At 52.3% G+C, this 19,750-nt stretch carries 21 protein-coding genes; 10 read left to right on the top strand and 11 right to left on the bottom strand.

Translation table 11 applies throughout. The annotated features are described in order from the left end of the window. Position 1 precedes the first annotated feature (1 nt). Positions 2-724: a signal peptidase I gene (gene lepB, locus C7K08_RS03165; RefSeq protein WP_106499203.1), complete on the top strand. Its 723-nt coding sequence runs from the start codon at positions 2-4 to the stop codon at positions 722-724. Here lepB and C7K08_RS03160 read toward each other — a convergent pair. Next, on the bottom strand, positions 657-1,946 hold the full coding sequence (locus C7K08_RS03160) for an amidohydrolase family protein (protein WP_106499202.1): 1,290 nt from the start codon (positions 1,944-1,946) through the stop codon (positions 657-659). The two genes, lepB and C7K08_RS03160, sit on opposite strands and share 68 nt — an antisense overlap. After that, on the bottom strand, positions 1,943-3,292 hold the full coding sequence (locus tag C7K08_RS03155) for a histidine phosphatase family protein (RefSeq protein ID WP_106499201.1): 1,350 nt from the start codon (positions 3,290-3,292) through the stop codon (positions 1,943-1,945). The genes C7K08_RS03160 and C7K08_RS03155 overlap by 4 nt, the downstream gene beginning before the upstream one ends. Positions 3,293-3,306: 14 nt before the next feature. On the opposite strand from C7K08_RS03155, the gene C7K08_RS03150 reads away from it, so the two are divergent. From C7K08_RS03150 to C7K08_RS03135, 4 genes are all read left to right on the top strand, one after another. After that, the gene (locus C7K08_RS03150; RefSeq protein ID WP_106499200.1) at positions 3,307-4,626 is read left to right on the top strand and encodes a CPBP family intramembrane glutamic endopeptidase; all 1,320 of its coding nucleotides are present in this window, start codon (positions 3,307-3,309) and stop codon (positions 4,624-4,626) included. Between the two features lie 99 nt (positions 4,627-4,725). Then, positions 4,726-5,220 (top strand): hypothetical protein, encoded by a 495-nt coding sequence (locus C7K08_RS03145; protein ID WP_106499199.1) that lies wholly within the window; start codon positions 4,726-4,728, stop codon positions 5,218-5,220. A 28-nt stretch (positions 5,221-5,248) separates the two neighbouring features. Further along, positions 5,249-7,036: a peptidoglycan D,D-transpeptidase FtsI family protein gene (locus tag C7K08_RS03140; RefSeq protein WP_106499229.1), complete on the top strand. Its 1,788-nt coding sequence runs from the start codon at positions 5,249-5,251 to the stop codon at positions 7,034-7,036. A 51-nt stretch (positions 7,037-7,087) separates the two neighbouring features. Then, entirely contained in the window at positions 7,088-8,257 is a 1,170-nt protein-coding gene (locus C7K08_RS03135; RefSeq protein WP_106499198.1) for a transaldolase, read from the top strand. Here C7K08_RS03135 and C7K08_RS03130 read toward each other — a convergent pair. From C7K08_RS03130 to pyrH, 4 genes are read right to left on the bottom strand one after another with little or no spacing between them, the layout of a single operon-like run. Next, on the bottom strand, positions 8,228-9,247 hold the full coding sequence (locus C7K08_RS03130) for an esterase-like activity of phytase family protein (RefSeq protein ID WP_106499197.1): 1,020 nt from the start codon (positions 9,245-9,247) through the stop codon (positions 8,228-8,230). The two genes, C7K08_RS03135 and C7K08_RS03130, sit on opposite strands and share 30 nt — an antisense overlap. Continuing rightward, positions 9,244-10,410 (bottom strand): NAD(P)/FAD-dependent oxidoreductase, encoded by a 1,167-nt coding sequence (locus tag C7K08_RS03125; RefSeq protein WP_106499196.1) that lies wholly within the window; start codon positions 10,408-10,410, stop codon positions 9,244-9,246. Before C7K08_RS03125 ends, C7K08_RS03130 begins: the two co-directional genes overlap by 4 nt. Then, a complete protein-coding gene (gene frr, locus C7K08_RS03120; RefSeq protein WP_106499195.1) occupies positions 10,407-10,955 on the bottom strand; it encodes a ribosome recycling factor in 549 nt (182 codons plus the stop codon). The genes C7K08_RS03125 and frr overlap by 4 nt, the downstream gene beginning before the upstream one ends. A gap of 22 nt (positions 10,956-10,977) precedes the next feature. After that, entirely contained in the window at positions 10,978-11,691 is a 714-nt protein-coding gene (gene pyrH, locus C7K08_RS03115) for a UMP kinase (protein WP_106499194.1), read from the bottom strand. Positions 11,692-11,760: 69 nt separating this feature from the next. On the opposite strand from pyrH, the gene C7K08_RS03110 reads away from it, so the two are divergent. Further along, on the top strand, positions 11,761-12,000 hold the full coding sequence (locus tag C7K08_RS03110) for a hypothetical protein (protein ID WP_315855646.1): 240 nt from the start codon (positions 11,761-11,763) through the stop codon (positions 11,998-12,000). Here the strand turns inward: C7K08_RS03110 and cobO are convergent. From cobO to C7K08_RS03095, 3 genes are read right to left on the bottom strand one after another with little or no spacing between them, the layout of a single operon-like run. Further along, complete coding sequence (gene cobO / locus C7K08_RS03105) at positions 11,972-12,601, bottom strand: cob(I)yrinic acid a,c-diamide adenosyltransferase (RefSeq protein ID WP_255096146.1); 630 nt, start codon at positions 12,599-12,601, stop codon at positions 11,972-11,974. The genes C7K08_RS03110 and cobO overlap by 29 nt on opposite strands. After that, complete coding sequence (locus C7K08_RS03100; RefSeq protein ID WP_106499193.1) at positions 12,598-13,242, bottom strand: class I SAM-dependent methyltransferase; 645 nt, start codon at positions 13,240-13,242, stop codon at positions 12,598-12,600. Before C7K08_RS03100 ends, cobO begins: the two co-directional genes overlap by 4 nt. Then, a complete protein-coding gene (locus C7K08_RS03095; protein WP_106499192.1) occupies positions 13,239-14,396 on the bottom strand; it encodes a site-specific integrase in 1,158 nt (385 codons plus the stop codon). The genes C7K08_RS03100 and C7K08_RS03095 overlap by 4 nt, the downstream gene beginning before the upstream one ends. A gap of 42 nt (positions 14,397-14,438) precedes the next feature. Here C7K08_RS03095 and hemH point away from each other — a divergent pair, with 42 nt between their 5' ends. Both hemH and ilvB read left to right on the top strand, forming a co-directional pair. Continuing rightward, a complete protein-coding gene (gene hemH / locus C7K08_RS03090; RefSeq protein WP_106499226.1) occupies positions 14,439-15,602 on the top strand; it encodes a ferrochelatase in 1,164 nt (387 codons plus the stop codon). A gap of 60 nt (positions 15,603-15,662) precedes the next feature. Continuing rightward, positions 15,663-17,510 carry a biosynthetic-type acetolactate synthase large subunit gene (gene ilvB, locus C7K08_RS03085; protein ID WP_106499191.1) on the top strand — a complete coding sequence of 616 codons (1,848 nt, stop codon included), beginning with the start codon at positions 15,663-15,665 and terminating at the stop codon, positions 17,508-17,510. A 1-nt stretch (position 17,511) separates the two neighbouring features. Here ilvB and C7K08_RS03080 read toward each other — a convergent pair whose 3' ends face one another. Then, positions 17,512-18,381 (bottom strand): polyphosphate kinase 2 family protein, encoded by an 870-nt coding sequence (locus tag C7K08_RS03080; protein WP_106499225.1) that lies wholly within the window; start codon positions 18,379-18,381, stop codon positions 17,512-17,514. Positions 18,382-18,493: 112 nt separating this feature from the next. Here C7K08_RS03080 and C7K08_RS03075 point away from each other — a divergent pair, with 112 nt between their 5' ends. Beyond that, positions 18,494-18,820, top strand: coding sequence for a nuclease (locus C7K08_RS03075; protein ID WP_341272128.1), 327 nt, complete (start codon positions 18,494-18,496; stop codon positions 18,818-18,820). Further along, on the top strand, positions 18,817-18,996 hold the full coding sequence (locus C7K08_RS03070; RefSeq protein ID WP_106499189.1) for a GIVxVP protein: 180 nt from the start codon (positions 18,817-18,819) through the stop codon (positions 18,994-18,996). Before C7K08_RS03075 ends, C7K08_RS03070 begins: the two co-directional genes overlap by 4 nt. Here the strand turns inward: C7K08_RS03070 and C7K08_RS03065 are convergent. Further along, positions 18,993-19,502: a hypothetical protein gene (locus C7K08_RS03065; RefSeq protein ID WP_241536996.1), complete on the bottom strand. Its 510-nt coding sequence runs from the start codon at positions 19,500-19,502 to the stop codon at positions 18,993-18,995. The two genes, C7K08_RS03070 and C7K08_RS03065, sit on opposite strands and share 4 nt — an antisense overlap. Positions 19,503-19,750: the final 248 nt, after the last annotated feature.

Here is a 19,750-nt window from a genome sequence, read left to right as displayed (position 1 = left end):
AATGCGCAGCAGCTTTGCCCCTAGTGTGCATATAAAGCACTGTTTCGGCTTGGAAGAACCACAACAGGAAGGGGGGTTTTGGCGCAGCCTGCTGTTACCGCTGGCTTTGATCTTGCTAACGAGGCATTTTTTGCTGGAGGCCCGCTATATCCCCTCCGGTTCAATGCTGCCCGGCCTGCAGTTACAGGATCGTTTAATGGTTGAAAAACTCAGCAGCCGCCAACGCAGCCCCAGGAGGGGAGAAATAATTGTTTTTAATGCCCCCCAGGCCTTTGATCCGGCCCTTAAAGACTCCTACCGCCCAGGCCCACTGCAATGCTTTTTTGTAAACTTGCCAATTATTGGTGCCCTGGCTGGCCTCCAGGCGCCAGCCTGTGATGCCTACATAAAAAGAGTGGTGGCAATAGCGGGAGATCAAGTTGTTGTTGATCCAAGCGGCAAAATACAAATAAATGGTAAAAAAGTTTTTGAACCCTATGTAAGCAATTACTGCAGTTCATCACCCTGCAAATCATTGCAAACTGTGGTGCCAGCTAAATCTGTTTTGGTTYTAGGTGATAACCGCGCCAAYAGTTGGGACGGACGCTTTTGGCCTGGCACAAACTTTGTGCCAGAGGATCAAATAATTGGCMGGGCGCTGTTTCGTTTTTGGCCGCCTAACAGGTTTGGYTCACTTTTGCACCCTGATCCCAGCGCCAAGCCTGCGGCGCCTGCAACCCAGTAGCCAGCACTTGTCCTTTTAATTGCTCTTGCCTTAAGGGGCGATTAGCAGCAAGGCTGCCAGCTTGATAGGAAAAGGGGTGCTGGGGATCAAATAGCAACCAACGGCTACTGCCTGGCACCAGGMTYTCTGGCCGAACACCCAGAAAACTGGCAGGTCCCCAACTAAGGGCCTGCCATAGTTCCGCAGCACTCCAKCCCTCCCCTTCCACCAGGGCATGCCAAAGGCTGGGCAACACCGCTTGATAGCCGGCCACACCAGGCCGCCTTTGATCAAGGGGTAGCAGCTGTTCCTCAAGATCTAAGGGGCAGTGATGCACCGCCACAGCCTGCAATAAGCCCGATCGCAGGGCTTGCCTCAAACGGCAACGATCMAATTCCCCGCCAAGGGAGGGTTGCACCCGCCAGCCCTCAGCCTGGGGATTTAGTTCTGCGTTGTGGGTTAGCAGGTGCCACCAGCTCACGCTGGCCTGGGGAGGTTGCTGGCAGTGTTGCAATTGATCCAAAGCCGCTGCCGTTGATAAATTCATCAAGCGAAATGGCAGGGCTGAACCAGTTGCCGCAATAAGCGCTAATAAACTTGCCAATGGCAGCGTTTCGCTAGCGGGGGGGTCGCCTGGCCAACCAAGCCGCAGGGCAGCAACCCCATCGCGCACAAAACCACCTTGGGTTAGAGCTTGGTCCCTTGGCGCCAGCAATAGGGGAGCCTCCAATACCTCACCGAGCACAACAGCCCGCTCCAGCAGAGGCATTGGTGGAATCGACTCCGATTCGGCAAGGCCAATGGCCCCTGCCTGCAGCAATTCTCGATGGGGTGCAAATGCCTTGCCATCACCCGCAAGGCTTAGGGCGCCCCAACAATGCAACTGCAGGGGCTGGGGCCATTGCAGTTGCAACTGTTCAGGTTGATCCCTCCAGCAACGGGCCTGGGGTAACAARGCAACACTTCCATAGCCAGCGGCGGCACATTCRATGCCAAGGCTTTTGAGGGTTTCGGCAGGGCCTAGTTCTGGATCTTCAAGAATGCTGTGGGGATCTACAAGTACAGGTGCGATCAGCCATTGGCTTTGGGCCTGCAGAACAACAACCTCAGCATCAAGGGCTGCCAATTGCTCTGCTTGCTGATCAAAGGCCAGCAGTTGTTGGCCAGCTAATAGAACCGATGTTCGCCTCAGGGGTTGATTTGGGCCCTCTAAGAACTGCAGCTCACGCAGAAGAAACTTCACAGGGCCCCAGCTGCAGTGCGATCAAGCACCCCCCCCAGATGACCGGTGAGATTTAAACCTGCCACCACAGGTTCGCCAATCCCCCCGGGGCCGTAATCGATCACACTCACCCCACCATTGCCCTGCTTAACCGCCCAAATATCAGCTGGGGAGAGCCCTAGCAGGTAACAAAGGATTGTTTTATTCACTGCATCGTGGGCCACCACCAGGGCGGTTTCCTGGTTGCTTAAACCAGCCACAATCGCCTGCCAACTTTGAACCGAACGGTCCCACACCTGTTGAATTGTTTCGCCACTGGGCATTTCCACCGTATGGGGGTGGCTTTGCCATGCGGCCAACAAATCAGGCCAACCAGCTTGGATTTCWGCTTCTAAACATCCCTCCCATTCGCCGTGGGCAATTTCCACAAGTCCGCCACAACTGGTAAGTGGAACTGCTTTTGCTTGGGCCYTAAGGATTGCTTCTGCTGTTTGACGCGGCCTGGCCATGGAACTGGTGTAAGCCCGATCCAATTCAACATTTTGCAAGAACTGAGCTGCTGCCTCAGCCTGGGCGTAGCCCCGATCGTTTAGAGGAATGTCGATTTGCCCCTGAAACCTGCCCTCGCGGTTCCAATTTGTTTCCCCATGGCGAACAAGCAAAAGCCTGGGGCCACCTGAACGCTGGGGCAATGGATCATCAAGGTGGGAAATCGTATTGAGGGATTCAATCTGCACTTCGCCGCCAGGGCGCAAATTCAGAACCGATAGGGAACAGTTATTGATGCGGTAGCGGTTGAAATGGCTGGCAGGTAAGCCAAGGGCAGCAAGTAATAAACAACGCAAAATTCCGTTATGGGCAACCACTAAAACCGTGTGATTTGCCTCTGGTGGATGTTCAGTAGTTAGTTGCTGCCAGAATTGYTCAGCTTGGCTGTGCAGCTCCTGTACTGGTAGGTAGGRCCTGCCATCTGCTTGCTGCAACTGCAGTTCAGCCGGTGCCTGCTTCCATTGCAGGTGGGCCTCTGGATACTGTTCAGCCACCTGGTTGCGGGTGAGCCCAAACCATGGGCTGAGGTCGATTTCAAGCAACAGATTGCTGCTTGTGATCGCTGCTTTACCCCCTTGGCACTCCATTAACAACTGGGCAGTGCGTTGGGCCCTCTGCAGGGGGGAACACAAAATCGCATCAATGCTTAATTCCGCCAGGGCCTTACCCAGCTGGCGGGCCTGTTGCTCCCCTGCGGCACTGAGCAMAGAGGCATCCTCCCGCCCTTGGATGCGTCCTTCGAGATTGAAGSTGCTGAGCCCGTGTCGTACCAGTAAAATCCTTGTGGCCACAGGACTCTTTAGGATCTGATTAGCCATCGTAGGACGCACCGTTGCCCCCCAAGCGCACTGCCGTTGGTATCACTCTGTTGGCTTGGCTAAGCCTGCTATTAGCAAGTTTGATCTGGGGCTTTTCCCTGCTGGATAGCCTTGATCGCCCCTCCGTGGGCAATGCCCTCGAGCAAAGGCAACTGGAACTAAATCTGCTGGCGATCCAAGGAAAACAAAGCCCAATAATTGAAAAGCTGGTGGAAAAAAATCCAACCCAGTTATTGCTAGAGGCAGTGCAAAAAAGCAGCACTGCAAGCAGTAGTGAAAGTTTGCTTRAGCAGGGCCTGCTGGAGTTGCAGCTCGGTAAAAGCGCTGCTGCAAAACTGCATTTTGAATCGGTGGCAAGCAATGGCAGCCCCCAGCAACAGAGCTTGGCTAAAGCCTTGCTCAGGCCTGAAGCAAGCGAGCAATTGCCCCCACTACCTGAACGACCGATATATCGCTTACTGAGTTGCAAAGCCCTCTCAAAACCCACCAACCTATGTGTGGCACCGCCCCTAATCGAACAGGCAAAAACCCGTTTGATGTTGGTGAGCCTGCTGCCCTTGGCTGGGGTGGTGGCTGGGGTGTTGCTGCTGGGCAGATTGCTTTGGCAGATATGGCGCCATCGCCTCAATGCAGCGCCAGAGCTACTCGGCCCAGGCTTAAGCCTCATGGAAACAGTATTTGTTGTTGCCGGTGGTTTTGTTGTGCTGGGGGAGGTAATCGTTCCCCTGGTGGCGATGCCACTGGTTTCAAAGCTGATATCCCTTTTACCCCTTGAAGCTGCCGCCAGCAGTGGCGCCGTTGTTATGGGGCTCTACAGCTTTACRGCAATACCAGCTTTGCTTTTGATCTGGGCCTTTAAAGGCAAGGATTTGCAATGGAATCCCAGCTGGAATGCCATTGGGCAGGGCTTTAGGGGGCTACTGCTCGCTTTACCCCTGGTGGCATTGGTGGGATGGGTGGTGGAACAAATCTGGCCCCAAGCCGGAGGCAGTAATCCGCTGCTCGAACAGGTTTTAGAYAGTAGAAATGGCACCGCCTTAGCCCTGCTTGCAATCACAGCAGTGGTGTTAGCGCCACTATTTGAAGAGCTTTTGTTCCGTGGCCTGCTGCTGCCGGTGCTGGGGGGCTATTGGGGAAATTTTGCTGGTGTTGTTATCAGCGCCCTGGTTTTTGCCCTTGCCCACTTAAGCCTTAGTGAGGCAGCACCCTTATTTGTRCTCGGCCTAGGGCTCGGCTGGGTGCGGCTACGCAGCGGCAATTTGAGCAGTTGTGTTGTTATKCATGGGCTTTGGAACGGCCTCACTTTTTTCAATCTAATAATGCTCGGCAGTTAGTTAGCAAAAGCGGTTAAATAATGGAAGCTTTTCCGTAAACCCTTGCCACCACCAGTGGTGGATGGTTCACTAGCGCATCTTGCTTAAGCTCCACAACTAGTGGCTGTTCCGCTCCTCCTTCGCCATCCCCAAACTAATCACCAAGATCAGGAGCTGGAATTGCGCAGGGCCCAAGTAGCCCAACGCAAGGCCCAACGGCAAAAACGCAAACTTGAGTTATTACAGGGTTCCCTATCTGCCAAGCGGGTGGAACGCCAGGCTCCTTGGCTGGCCGGCCTACACCGCATCGCCGATGGTGGATTGGTAGCAACAGGCGTAGCAGCAGTTGTTTTAACGGGTTTAACACTGCATTGGCAGAACCGCTGGGGCAATGATTTCCGGGATCTCCATGCTGCCCAAGAACTTCAACATCGCGTGCAGGAAACGATTTCATCCTTAGAACAATTCCACCTGCTCAAGGCGCGTCAACCGGGAGCGCTAGTGGCAACCCGCAGCGAAGATTTGTTATTCGTGCCAAAACCACCATCGGCTAGCCAGGCCATAGATCAAATCCATCGGCCCTTGCGCTTTTCCTTGATGGCAAGTGGCTACTAAAAATTTGGCCCGTAAATCTTCAGCCACAATGGCGCGCAAAACCCCGCCAAATCGCCACAGGGTGTTGCAATTGCACCCCGTGCCAAGTTCAAGGCTGGTAACGGTTGTAGTGCTTTTAATTTTGGGTTTAGGCGGTTTAGCGCTCAGGTTGGGTTGGCTTCAAGTGATGGAAGGCCAAAAACTTGAAGCAAAGGCCCGGCAGGTGCAAACAGAAAAACTTGATCCCYTKGGTAGGCGCCGCAGCATTGTTGATCGCACCGGCCGCTTACTGGCGATTGATGAAGAACGGGTAACCGTTTGGGCCCACCCCCGTTATTTCCATTTCCCCGGCGACGACCCCGGTAGAAAACGCAGCAATCGTGAGGTGGCCCTRCGGTTGGCCCCACTGCTGGGGCTTGATCCAGATGTATTGGTTGCCCGCCTTGGCAGCCATCGCTCTGGCGTAAAACTRGCCACAAATCTCGAACCATCGCTTGGCTCAAGGCTCAAAGCCCTTGGYATTGATGGCATCGACTTTGAACACGGACCGCAGCGGATTTATCCSCAGGGGCCACTATTTGCAAATGTTGTTGGTTTCCTCAACCTGGAGCGAATTCCCCAAGCTGGATTAGAGCAAAGTTTAGAAAAGGATTTACGCAGCCAAGAAAGCAGCATTGGCATCCGCCGCGGTGGCGATGGCACCCCACTGCCGGATGGCTTAGGGGCAGGCAGCATGTTCCGCGACGATTTGAAGCTGCAACTAACCCTTGATACCCGTTTACAACGGGTGGCTCAGATGGAGTTAGCCCGCCAGGTGAAGAAATGGAATGCCAAGCGGGGCGCAGCCATGGTTATGGATGCCCGCAATGGAGAATTATTAGCACTCACTTCAGTGCCCACCTACGATCCAAATCAATTCTGGCGCCATCAACCCGGYCTATTTCGTGAGTGGTCGGTGCAGGATCTCTACGAACCTGGTTCAACTTTTAAACCGATAAACATCGCCATCGGTTTGCAGGAAAAAGCCCTGCAGCCAAACACCCGTTTAAACGACACCGGTTCCTTACAAATAGGCGGCTGGCCAATTTTTAATAACGATAAATCCGCCTATGGCCTAATTGATCTACCCACCACCTTGCAGGTTTCCAGCAATGTGGCGATGGTAAAAGCAATGCAGAAACTAAAACCAGCGCTTTATTGGCAATGGTTAGATCGAATTGGCATTGGCACAGCCCCAGATACCGACTTACCAGGGGCGGTGAGCGGCCAGCTCAAATCACGGGCCACCTTCCTTGAAAATCCAATCGAACCAGCCACCGCAGCCTTTGGCCAAGGCTTTGCTCTCACACCATTAAAAGCACTTCAATTGCATGGGATGCTGGTGAATGGTGGCAAGTTGGTGAGCCCCCACATCACCCGCGGCYTGCGCAGTGGCGACAATCTGGCCGATGCAGCCGCCAGCAACGGCTTGCAATTGTTGGATCCCAAGGTGTGCAAATTAGTGCTGAACTGGTTGGAAACAGTGGTGGAAAAGGGCAGTGGRAAAGCTGCCCAGGTGCCGGGTTACCGCATTGGTGGTAAAACCGGCACCGCCCAGAAAGCAGCCAATGGGGTTTACATCGCTGGGGCAAGGATTACTAGTTTTGTGGCCCACCTACCGATTAATGATCCCCGTTATGTGGTTTTAGTGGTGGTGGATGAACCCCAAGGAGGTAATGCCTATGGTTCCACCGTGGCGGCGCCGGTTGCTAAAAGCATCATTGAAGCTTTATTAGTAATCGAACAAATTCCACCCAGTAAAACCAGTGCTTCAARCAAAGCCTTAAGCAAGGCTTGAACCGCAGCTGTAAAGCCTGGCTACGGTGCTGATGAACGATTTTGAAATGCCGTGGCCACCCTGCTTGAACAGCTTTCCAGCATGACCGTGGTGGTTGCCGACACCGGCGACCTCCAGGCGATACAGCAATTCACCCCAAGGGAYGCCACCACAAACCCATCCCTAATCCTTGCTGCAGCACAAATACCCGACTACCAACATTTAATAGACGACACCCTGAAGGCATCCCGCAAACTTATTGGTGCCAATGCCCCTGCTGAGCAGGTTGTTGCTGAGGCGCTAGATGAAATCTGTGTGAGTTTCGGTAAAGAAATTCTCAAAATCGTGCCCGGAAGGGTTTCCACAGAAGTGGATGCCCGGCTCAGTTTTGACACCGAAGCAACGATTGCAAAAGCGCATAAATTAATTGGTCTTTATAAYGATGCCGGCATCACTAACGAGCGGGTTTTAATCAAAATTGCATCCACCTGGGAGGGCATCAAGGCAGCTGAATCCCTAGAGAAAGAAGGTATTCACTGCAACCTCACCCTCTTGTTTGGTTTTGCCCARGCGGTTGCCTGCGCTGAGGCGGGCATCACCTTGATCTCACCATTTGTGGGCAGGATTCTGGATTGGTATAAAAAAGACAGCGGCCGCGACAGCTATCCAGGCCCTGAGGACCCAGGTGTAATCTCAGTTACGAAAATATTTAATTACTTCAAAACCTACGGCTACAAAACAGAGGTTATGGGTGCCAGCTTCCGCAACCTAGATGAAATTATTGAGCTTGCAGGTTGTGATCTATTAACAATTTCACCTAAATTGTTGGATCAACTGCGTAATACCGAAGCACCCTTAAGCCGCAAACTAAACCCAGGGGCCCCCGCTGCCACCATTGAAAAATTCAGCATTGATGCGGCCCGCTTCAGTGAAATGATGCAGGAAGACCGGATGGCCCATGAAAAGCTGAATGAAGGGATCCAAGGYTTCAGCAAAGCAATAGATACTTTGGAAGCCCAACTGGCCCATCGATTAGCTGTAATTGAAGGTGGTGCAGCATTTGCCCATGCGGCCCAAGAAATATTCCTGCTCAATGATCTTGATGGTGATGGCTGCATCACCAGGGAAGAGTGGTTAGGTAGCGATGCCGTATTTGACGCCCTTGATTGCGACCACGACGGCAGRTTGATGCCCGAAGATGTGCGCGGTGGCCTAGGGGCGGCCCTTGCCACAGCTCGCTGATCGCAAAGGAGCCAATAGGGCGAGGCGATTCGCTTGCAGGGGATTGAAATTATCGTCGCTTGCAAGCAGCAAAGTGGAGCGGCCATCGCCCAAGCGAGGCCCCTCCGCCATCGCCTCCCAGTTGTCGGGCGCCAGGCCAAGGCCAATCAAATCCCATTGGGCAATGGGTTTTAAGGGTCCCTTTGTTTTTGCCGAYAACTGGATTGGTGCAAACAACTCCAAGCGAGACCACCATTGATTTGGCTCCCGGTAGCCACGCCAAAGGGCAAGTAAGGCATCATTTTCAATTGCAATTAATTCTGTGAGCCCCCAATGGGCTTCAGCTCCTGCTGCTGGCTGATATTCAAGCGMTGGCARRATTTGTTTGAACTKRAGTTGATCTGGTTTACTTTTAATTTCTGCCAGCAGCAACCGCAGCTGGTTGGGGGGATCCTGTTTTAAAGGACGTTCCGCCGCCATTAGCAATTGTTTTCCGKGTAGTGCCACCAATGCCTCGGGGCCTTGATTTGGCAGCAACCCTGAATCAAGGGCCGGCTGCCATTCTTGCGGCAAGGGGAATCTATTAATCAGAGAAAAGCCAAAATTAGARCTGCTCGCTTTATTCAGCTGCAATAATTCAGCCGGTTGGATTGATGCATCCCTAGCTTCACTTGCCATCCACCAAGCAGCCCCTGCTTGCACCAAGGCCTCCCCATCTAGGGGGGTATTTGGWGARCCTWGAATTGGTTGAGGTTCACTCAACTGCCAGCGGGGATTTAAAAGTGAACCACGCCAATCAATGCTAAGGGTAAAGGCACGGGGAGCATCACTAAGTAAGATAATTTGCTGCTTTTTTAATAGGGTTTGCATACCAGAAAAACCGCCAATTGGAACACCCATGGCACTTTGTTTTGGTAATTCCTGCTGCCAAAKCAACTGCCATCCAGCCGTTAATGGRCATGGCAAAAGTGGATTGAGCGCAAGGGCTGCCAGCAGCTGAATTGCAATCATTTAAAACCAAACATCAATCGACGAATCACCCTTTGGGCAATATCGCCATAGCCCATTTCACCGCTGAGGATTTGGGCAATCCGTTGCGGTGCTGTGGGACGTTTGATACCCAATTGGTAGCCCACCTTTGGGAATCGATAAAACACTTGGCCAATGCGTCTACCCCATTGCATTGATTCACCCCATTCGCTTCGCATTGTTGCCGAATAGCCGGCAAGGGCGTTGGGATCTCCACCAAACCATTGGTGCAAAGCCTCAGCAGAACGTAAACCAGATAGCAGGGCTGGTCGTARACCCTCAGCCAGGAAGGGATCRGCAAGGGACGCCGCATCACCCACCGCAAGCACRGCATCGCCGTGGAGCGGATAGTGGCCATTCCAAACCCTTAGGGGCCAGGGCCGCCGCCTACCGGCGGTGGCTTCAAATCCAAGGGAGGGCAATAGTTTTGATAACACTTGATCGTAATTAGTAGCTAAATCATTGYTATGAARAGCGGATGTTTTTCCTAAAAATGTACCAACGCCAATGCTGTAGCCACCGAGGCGAGGGAAACACCAACAAAAGCCATTTTTAACCAGGCCAAATTCAAACCTTGCCGTTGTTTCTTCAAGAACCTCACCATCTAAATCAACCGCTAAGGCAGAGGCGAGCCGAGGCTGCGGATCACCTAGGCCAAGCTGATGGGCAAAATTACCTTTAGAGCCATTGGCCAACACCAAAGCAGCACAACACAAACTTTGTTCACCGCCGGAACCCTTTAATTGCAAACGCCATCCGCCTTGATCCCTTTCAATGCCAATAAGGCTAAAACCCATTAACAATTCAGCACCATGGTTTTGCGCTTGGTTTAGTAGATAGGCATCCAATTTCAAACGAGTAACGATCCAAAAGGGCGACTCCCCAGGCAAATCAGCAATTACAGGATCATCTAAACACCAGGTAAAACGCACCCGATCGATCACCCGKTCCACCACCGGGCTTAGATCACAGGGAAACCAACGTTGCACCGAAGCGGCCATGCCACCGCCGCAGGGTTTAGGGCGAGGGAATGGGCCCGGTTCAATTACAGCAACGGAATGGCCCCGGAGCGCTAGGTGGTAGGCGGCGGCGGCACCTGCGGCGCCAGCGCCTACCACCGCCACATCAAGCCTGGAGGYGCTCACACCTTGAGAATATCCGCTTCTTTATCAGCTAGAAGCTTCTCAAGTTCAACAATAGATTTATCAGTTACTTTTTGTACTTTTTCCTGCTCATCACGGCTTAGATCTTCCGACAACTCACCATCTTTTTCCTGTTTTTTAATTTGATCAATCGCATCGCGGCGAATGTTACGAAGGGCAACCTTACCCTCCTCAGCATATTTWGCTAGCAGCTTGCAGAGATCCTTTCTTCTTTCCGTTGTTAAGGGTGGAATATTTATTCTTATCAGCCTGCCATCATTATTAGTGGTGAGCCCTAAATCACTAGTGGCAATTGCTTTTTCAATCAAAGCCATAGAGCCACTATCAAATGGTTGAATTTGAATGGTTTGGGCATCTGGTGTTGATATTGTTGCCAAAGCTTTCAGCGGTGTTTCAGCGCCGTAATATTCAACAATTATTTTATCTAACAAAGAAGGATTGGCTCTACCGGTGCGAATGGTGTTAAAGGTGCGCTGGGTGGCCTCCAGCGATTTGCGCATGTTTACTTCAAGGTCCATGGATCGCATTGCTATGGGTGATGTTTAGAGATTAAGCCGTTGGGGTGATGCGGGTGCCGATTGCTTCTCCAGCAACCGCYCGGGCGATGTTCCCAGCACCAAAAAGATCAAAAACTACGATTGGAATTGAATTGTCTTTACAGAGGGCAATGGCGGTGGAATCCATCACCCCAAGCTCCCCTGCCAAAACATCTTGAAAAGTAAGCGTTTCATAGCGCACTGCATTACTAAATTTCTCAGGATCACGGTCGTATACCCCATCAACCTTGGTGGCCTTGAGCACCACATTTGCGCTGATCTCAGCTGCCCGTAGGGCCGCGGTGGTGTCTGTGGTGAAGAAGGGGTTGCCACAACCGGCGCCAAAGATCACCACMCGACCTTTTTCAAGATGACGAATCGCTTTGCGGCGGATGTAAGGCTCAGCCACCTCCTGCATGGCAATGGCGGTTTGCACTCTGGTGGGGATCCCAGCCCTCTCCAAACCGTCTTGAAGGGTGATGGCATTCATCACGGTGGCAAGCATGCCCACGTAATCAGCGGTGGCCCGATCCATGCCGGCGGCGGAACCCTTAAGGCCGCGAAAAATATTGCCGCCGCCCACAACGATGGCTAATTCAGTGCCAGTTGCCACCACTGCCGCCACATCTGTGGCAATGGCACTAACTATGGCGGGATCGATGCCATAGCCCTGCGACCCCATCAGGGCCTCACCACTGAGCTTGAGCAGAACCCTTTTGTAAGCCATTAAGCGCCTCTATCCGGCGAACAGTAGCAAGCGCCGCCAAAAAAACTTGCACGCTTCAAAGCCAACCGCTTGGATAGCGCMAACCGCTTGCTGGCCATGGTTGATAGCTGTCGCAGTGGAATGATGGCTCGCCTCACCCTTTCAGCCTTAGCCAACGCCACCAGATCTGAATCCGGCTGGAGCCAACCGGAGGTTCATAGGGCCCTATTGGTGAGTGGTTTATCYGTGTTGATCTCAGCCACTTGGTTATTGCGGCAGGATCTAAACGGYGAACTGCCTTTTAAAACTCAATCCCCTGTTGTGCCTTAACGCCCTGTTCGCGGAAGGGATGTTTAACCATCGTCATCTCAGTTACCAAATCAGCCCGCTCGATTAAGCCATCAGGGGCTCCCCTCCCCGTGAGTACCACGTGGGTGCCAGGGGGCCTTTTTTCAATACCTTCAAGCACCCAAGCCAAGGGCAAATARCCAAGTTTCAAGGCCACATTCACCTCATCTAAAAGCACAAGCTGCACCTCGGCATCCTGCAAATAAAGCAACGACTGCTGCCAAGCGGCCTCCACTAGTTCCTGATCCCGCTGGCGATCCTGGGTTTCCCAAGTAAASCCCTCCCCCAGGGCATGCCAACTGATGAGGTCGTTGAAACGCTTCAGGGCAAGGGCTTCACCGGGTTCCCAAGCACCCTTGATGTATTGCACCACCGCAACCCTCTTGCCATGGCCAAGGGTGCGTAGAACCATGCCAAGGGCTGCGGTGGTTTTGCCTTTACCCAAACCKGTGTGCACCAGCACTAAACCCTTTTCCAGGTTCCTTTCACCCACCCTCTGATCCTGCACCTGCTTGCGCCGTTCCATACGCAAGCGATGGGAATCCAATTCCTGGCTTGGGGGTATGGGGTTTGGGGCGCTCAAGGTTGGGYTGTTTKTGGTTTACATAACAATCGTTGCAGGGCACCAGCGGCCAAAAGTTGCTGCCGCTCCACCTGCCATCCCCTGCTGGTTAACTCAGCCRCCAAATGAAGCTCCAAAAAGGCAATGGCCGTTTCGGTTTCAAATAGGGCACAAAACAAATTTTGTAAGGGGGCAAGGCCTTGGCCCGCGGGATGCAAATCCACCAAAACCAACCAGCCATCAGGCTTGAGCAGGCGTTTTGCCGCATCCAAAACCYTCCATCGCTCCTCGGCTGAAAATTCGTGCAGGGCCAAGCTCAGCTGAACGGCAGCAAAACTGCCAGGTGCAAGGGGTGGATCATCGGCAAGGCCCTCCACCAAATTCAAAGCTGGGTAGCGCTTGGCCGCTAAATCAAGGGCGCGGGGCGAAATATCCAATCCGGTAACTGTGAATCCGGCAGCCAGCAATGGAGCAGCGGCATCACCACTGCCGCAACAGAGGTCAATCACCGCAGCGCCGGCTGGTAACAACTCAATTAGCCATTCAGCTCCCAGCAGCCGCAGCGCTTTTGGACCACCCACCGCCAAGGAGGAAAGCGCCGTAACCGCGTCGTAAAACCAACGGTGGCGATAGGCAAACTGCCTGAGGGGACGCGYCTTCATGGGCTGCGCCTTGCGAGGGCTGCATCCACCGCCATCTGCTGGTCGCGCCGGGTGATCCAGTGGTGATAGGTGCGGGTGTGAATCGCTACGGAGTGACCCATCATSCGGGCCGCCACCGTATCGGGCAAACCCATGTGAATGGTGCGCAGGGCCCAGGCATGGCGGAGGTCGTAGGGGGTGAAAGGCAGGCCATAGCGGCGAAATTGTTCCGCCACCCTTCTACCCACCTGCTGCAGGGTGGTGCGACGCAGGTCGGTGCCCACAGGGGGCAGCTGGGCGCTGCCATCRGCAAGGCYGCGCAAATTGAACTGATCCACCCATTCCGGTTGAAACGGCCACACCTGGTGTTCCCCGGTTTTTGTAGTGGGCAGCACCCTCACTACAGCGGCTGGATCTTCAGCAAAACCCGAGAAATCACAAAAAAAGAGTTCGTGATTGCGCAAGCCATAGGTGGCCATGAGTCCGTAGGCCATGCGCCAGCCCGAATTGGGAATCAACTCGAGGTTTTCAATAATTGATGTGTCACTGGGAAGCTGCCTGAAATGGGCTTGATGCAAGCCATAACCAGCACACCTTTCCTGCCAATCCTCAGGCAGGCTTAAACCCTCCTCACGGGCCAGCAGTGCAAGCACGGTTCCGCATTGTTGACGGGCCCTACTAGCCAGGGCATAGCTCTCCAAAACCTGCTCCAGCAATGCCAGATCAAGCTGCTGCTGGCCCATGGCWTCAAGCCTTCTCAAATAGGGCCGATAGGCGGCGCTCCAGGTGGTGCGGGCACCCGCTGGATTGCGCCTGCGGCGGGGGTCATTAAAAAATCTCTCCTCAAAGGCWTGCAGCTGCTTTGCCAATGGATTGGGAGGGTTGATTTGAATTTTTGTTGTTGCTTTGCTGCCCTGGTTTGGCCATTGGAAACAACCCTTATTCACCTCCATTTGCACCTGGTGCAAGCGCTGCAATGCCTGCGCCAGCCCTGCTTCATCAGCGCTTAAGCCCAGGCTCAAGCGCTGCACCCTTAGCCCGGGTTCGCCGTTGCGCAGRGGTAATGGCCCYCGCAAACAAAGCAACTGGCCCCGTTGCTCCAAGCGCAAACGAATGCCAGTGCAGCGCAGGGCGCTATTGCATTGGGCCAAAGATGKGGTGAGGGGAACACCCATGGCTGGGGCGGTTAGGCTCAGGGCAGTTTGGATGAATTGGGCATGGGCCGGGTCGGCGTTGTGCTGCTGAACCTGGGTGGCCCAGAGCGCATCCAGGATGTGGGACCTTTYTTATACAACCTGTTTGCTGATCCGGAAATTATTCGGCTGCCCCTGCCAGTGCTGCAAAAGCCCYTGGCCTGGCTGATCAGCASCCTGCGCAGCAGTAAATCCCAAGAGGCCTATCGATCGATTGGTGGCGGCTCSCCATTGCGCCGCATCACCGATCACCAGGCGAGGGAATTGCAGAGTGTGCTTCGCCAGCGGGGGGTGGAAGCCACCACCTATGTGGCAATGCGCTATTGGCACCCCTTCACCGAATCGGCAGTGGCCGACATGAAGGCGGATGGCATTGATGAAGTGGTTGTGTTGCCCCTCTACCCCCATTTTTCGATCAGCACCAGCGGTTCAAGCTTCCGTGAATTGCAAAGGCTTCAACAAACCGACAGTGGTTTTGCCGCACTGCCCCTACGGGCGATTCGCAGTTGGTACGACCACCCTGGTTATCTACAGGCCATGGCTCAATTAATTAATAAAGAACTCGATGCTTGCATAGATCCAGCCACAGCCCATGTGTTTTTTAGTGCCCATGGAGTACCCAAAAGTTATGTGGAAGAAGCGGGCGATCCCTATCAAAGCGAAATTGAAAGCTGTGCCCAGCTGATTATGAAAACAATCAATCGCGATAATCCCTGGACGCTTGCATACCAAAGCAGGGTGGGGCCCGTTGAATGGTTGCAGCCCTACACGGAAGAGGCCCTGGAGCAGCTTGGAGCTGCGGGGGTAAAGGAGTTGGTGGTGGTACCGATCAGTTTTGTGAGTGAACACATCGAAACCCTGGAAGAAATTGATATCGAATATCGCGAAATTGCCACAGAAGCTGGTGTTAGTAATTTCCGGAGGGTGCCAGCCCTTGATACGGATCCCACCTTTATCGCTTGCTTAGCTGATTTGGTAGAGCAATCAATGGCAGGCCCTGAGGTGAATCTTGAGAAGGCTGCTTCCTTACCAGCCCGCACCAAGCTTTATCCCCAGGAGAAATGGGTGTGGGGCTGGAACAACAGCTCCGAGGTTTGGAATGGCCGGCTGGCAATGCTGGGATTCTCAGCCTTCCTATTTGAATTACTCAGTGGTAGGGGACCGCTGCACAATTTGGGCTTGCTATGAACCGGCCAGCACCCCTTACGCCTAAGTTAAGAAACTAATGAACAGCTATTTGGTGCTGCCGTGACTATCACTACAGCTTCCCAAACCGCAATCGCCTTGGAGCTACCAGGGGAAGTGAGCGGTGCCTACGCYCTKATGGATGCCCTGCACCGCCATGGGGTGGAGCACATTTTCGGCTATCCGGGTGGGGCAATCCTGCCCATCTACGACGAACTGCTCCTAGCCGAACAAAGGGGTTGGTTGAAGCATGTGCTGGTGCGCCACGAGCAGGGCGGCACCCACGCTGCTGATGCCTATGCCAGGGCCACAGGCAAGGTGGGAGTTTGTTTTGGYACCTCGGGCCCGGGGGCCACGAATCTGGTAACGGGCATAGCCACCGCCCAAATGGATTCCGTGCCCATGGTTGTTGTTACGGGGCAGGTGCCAAGRCCAGCMATCGGCACCGATGCATTYCAGGAAACAGATATTTTTGGRATCACCCTGCCCATCGTTAARCATTCCTGGGTGGTGCGCGATCCAGCYCAAATCGGCAAAATCGTTGCAGAGGCATTTCTAATTGCMGCCAGYGGTCGTCCAGGCCCTGTGCTGATCGACGTTCCCAAGGATGTGGGGATCGAGCGTTTCCATTACATACCAGTTGAACCTGGATCAGTGGTGCCCGCTGGTTTTCATCTTCCAAGGCCSCCAAGGCAAGCAAATATTGAAAAGGCGCTGGATTTRATCCGCGAAGCCAGGCGGCCCCTGCTCTACGTGGGAGGCGGTGCCATCAGTTCTGGTGCCCATGCTGAAGTGAAAATCCTGGCCGAACGCTTCCAATTGCCAGTTACCACAACTTTGATGGGCAAGGGCTGCTTTGATGAAAACCATCCCCTATCGGTGGGAATGCTGGGCATGCATGGCACTGCCTATGCAAATTTTGCTGTTACAGATTGCGATCTTTTAATTGCCACCGGTGCTCGCTTTGATGACCGGGTTACTGGAAGATTAGATAGTTTTGCCCCTAGGGCTCAAGTTATCCATATTGATATCGATGGGGCTGAAGTTGGCAAAAATCGTTCCCCTGATGTTGCCATAGTTGCCGACGTAAAAGATGCCCTYAAGGCACTTTTGGAAACATCAAATCATCATCAAGCCAATAACCGCACCGCTGCTTGGCTGGAGCGAATCAAYGATTGGAAGCACAAATATCCCTTGAATATTCCAGAGCCAATTGGGGCAATAGCTCCCCAAGAAGTGATGCTAGCTCTGCGGGAACTAGCAGCTAATGCAACCGTAACAACCGATGTTGGTCAACATCAGATGTGGGCTGCTCAATATTTAAATAATGGCCCAAGGCAATGGATTAGCAGCAGCGGCTTAGGCACCATGGGKTTTGGCTTGCCCGCTGCCCTGGGAGCACAAACAGCACTGGAGGGTGAGCAGGTAATTTGCGTTGCAGGTGATGCCAGTGTTTTGATGAATATTCAAGAGTTAGGTACCCTTGCTCAATATCAATTACCAGTAAAGCTGATAATAATTAAYAATGGTTGGCAAGGAATGGTGAGGCARTGGCARGAAAGTTTCTATGAGGAGCGATATTCAGCCTCAGACATGAGCCTTGGMATGCCTGATTTCCCCGCCTTAGCAGAAGCTTTTGGTGTGAGAGGAATCTCAATTGTTAGGCGAGAAGATCTACGCAGCAGTTTACAAGCAGCATTTGATCATCCCGGCCCAGTTTTGGTTGATGTGAGGGTGCGTAGAAATGAAAACTGTTACCCAATGGTGCCACCGGGCAAGAGCAATGCTCAAATGGTTGGTTTACCTAGCCACCCTGAACTAGCCCTGAGCGAAAGGCGCAACTGCAGCAATTGCGGCCATTCAAAYCCAAGCGAACATATCTTCTGCTCCAGCTGCGGCGATAGGCTCTAAATCAAGCCAATAGGTCTTTACCCTTWGCCAAACATTCCCTCTGCTCAGCGGAAAGGGGTGGATAACGAAGACCCARTGATTCAAGTGATTTATTGATTGCCCTWGTAATAATCAAGCGTCCAAACCACTTATTRTTCATRGGGATACAGTRCCAAGGGGCAATATCAGTACTAGTTTCTTGCAACATTTTCTCAAATGCCCCCTGGTAATCATTCCAGTAACGCCTTTCTTCTAAATCACTAAAAGAAAACTTCCAATTTTTCTCAGGYGCCTCGAGCCGCTTKAGGAAGCGCTTTTGCTGCTCATCAGCACTTATGTGCAAAAAGAATTTAAGAATRACAATACCATTYCTGGTGAGATGCTTTTCAAAAGCATTRATATCTTCATARCGCTCCCTCCAAAYRTGGGGACCAAYTAGCGAATCGGGCAGGCATTGATTAGCCACAAGATTATGCACCTTAACAACCAAAACYTCCTCATAATAWGATCTATTAAATATRCCAATTTCGCCCCTTTGAGGCAAGCGAAGATTATATCTCCAAAGCCAATTATAACGCAAATCATCACTRGATGGATGTTTAAAGCTATGCACYTTTACCCCTTGGGGATTAACACCACTCATCACRTGTTTAATAGTGGAATCCTTCCCAGCTGCATCRATGGCCTGCAGCACAATCAACACACCCCAACGGCCATCGGCATAGAGCAAATCCTGGAGCTTTGCWAGTTTTTGAACCCCCTCTTGCAGGGGACCCATGGCAGCTTCYTTATCCTTTAAATCRGCCTTGAAGTTGGGATTTTGATCCGCTAAACGGAATTTAYCACCTGCTGGAACCCTGTAAAAACTGGGCTCATGCCATTCAGCTGCCACAACCAAGGAGCCAATTGGYCAGAATAGCAATGGTTTGGGRTTTCAAATGAARCGTATTTTTGATTATTGTTTGGCACTGSTTCTATTGATATCTGGATTACTGCTTAGTCCAGTGAGAGTATCAGCAGCTGAAGTGCTACAGGTGCGAGAAGCTGATCTGCTTTTGATCGGCGATCAAAACCGCACCTACAGCGTGAGGCTAGCTTGCGCAGAAATAAACCCAGGGCAGGAGCAAAATTCGATTGATTTCYTGCGTAAGCAACTGCCAAGGCGTCAAAAAGTAAACCTGATGCCTATGGGCAGCAAGGATGGGTTATTACTAGCAAGGGTGAGGCCCCTTGGCAGCAGCCAGGATCTCAGTAGTTTATTAGTGGAAAATCAATTGGCARAATTAAACCAAGGCTGCATCAAAGCAACTAAACCAAYGGRGAAGGCATGAGTAYTAAYCGAACTGCAAAAGGAATCGTTTTAGTTCCATGCCTTTTACTTGGGGGTGCATTCCTTAGTGCAGCTGCTTGGGGTTCAGAAAGCAATCAAACCGTTGCTATTTGGCTTGGCATCGCTCTGCTTGCCGGTGGTTTTTTGGCCCAATTAATCCCAACAGAAAAAGATTAGGGTTTAGCTGCGCCYCCCTGGCCCTGTTCYTGCATCAATTTAAAAAATGCCTGYGTGGGATAAAAAACAAATTCGTCGTTTTTGGATTCAATCATTCTGCCCAAGGCAACGGTGAGATCAGCTGCAAGCATTTCAACTTTCGTGCCTTGGATTTTTGCAGCAGCTGCAGCTGCATCGCTATAGGAAAGAAAGAAAACTGCTTTGGTGCCCTTCGGGGTGTTGATCGTAATAAAGGGTTTRGAGAAAAACACCGGTACCGATAGGCCTTCATTGATGTCTTTTTCACTTACCCCTTGCTTGCGTAGCAATTCAACAGCCTTTGCCATATCCGCATCGGAGCTAATCACAGGAGCAACAAGCTTTTTATCGGTAAGTTTTTTATTTATTTCATTTACCTTGTCGTTGGCTAAATTCATTGGAATCGGTGTTACACGCGCTTTTGCAGCGGGGTTAGCCTTATTAAAAGCAYCTAGTTCCTTTTGGGCCTTTGCTTGATCCAAAAACATTGGCAGCAGCAAATTTTTATCGCCCTGGGGGATTGGTATKGGTGATCCCTGCTCATTAGTGATTARAAACACAGGAATAACCGCTAATTTTTTTAGAGCATCAGCCTCTGGAATTGCCCTGAGCGGCAGGGTTGGTGCCARTAGCGGCAAGCATGCAGCGGCCCCCAAGGCAAATGAACGAGCAGCTTTGAAAACGCTCTTCATGAAAATCCCGCTTTTAATYRATAAGCGTAGGCATAAAGCAAGCC

The sequence above is a fragment of the Synechococcus lacustris str. Tous genome (assembly GCF_003011125.1).
GTDB lineage: Bacteria > Cyanobacteriota > Cyanobacteriia > PCC-6307 > Cyanobiaceae > Synechococcus_D > Synechococcus_D lacustris.
This window is presented reverse-complemented; position numbering and strand designations above follow the sequence as displayed.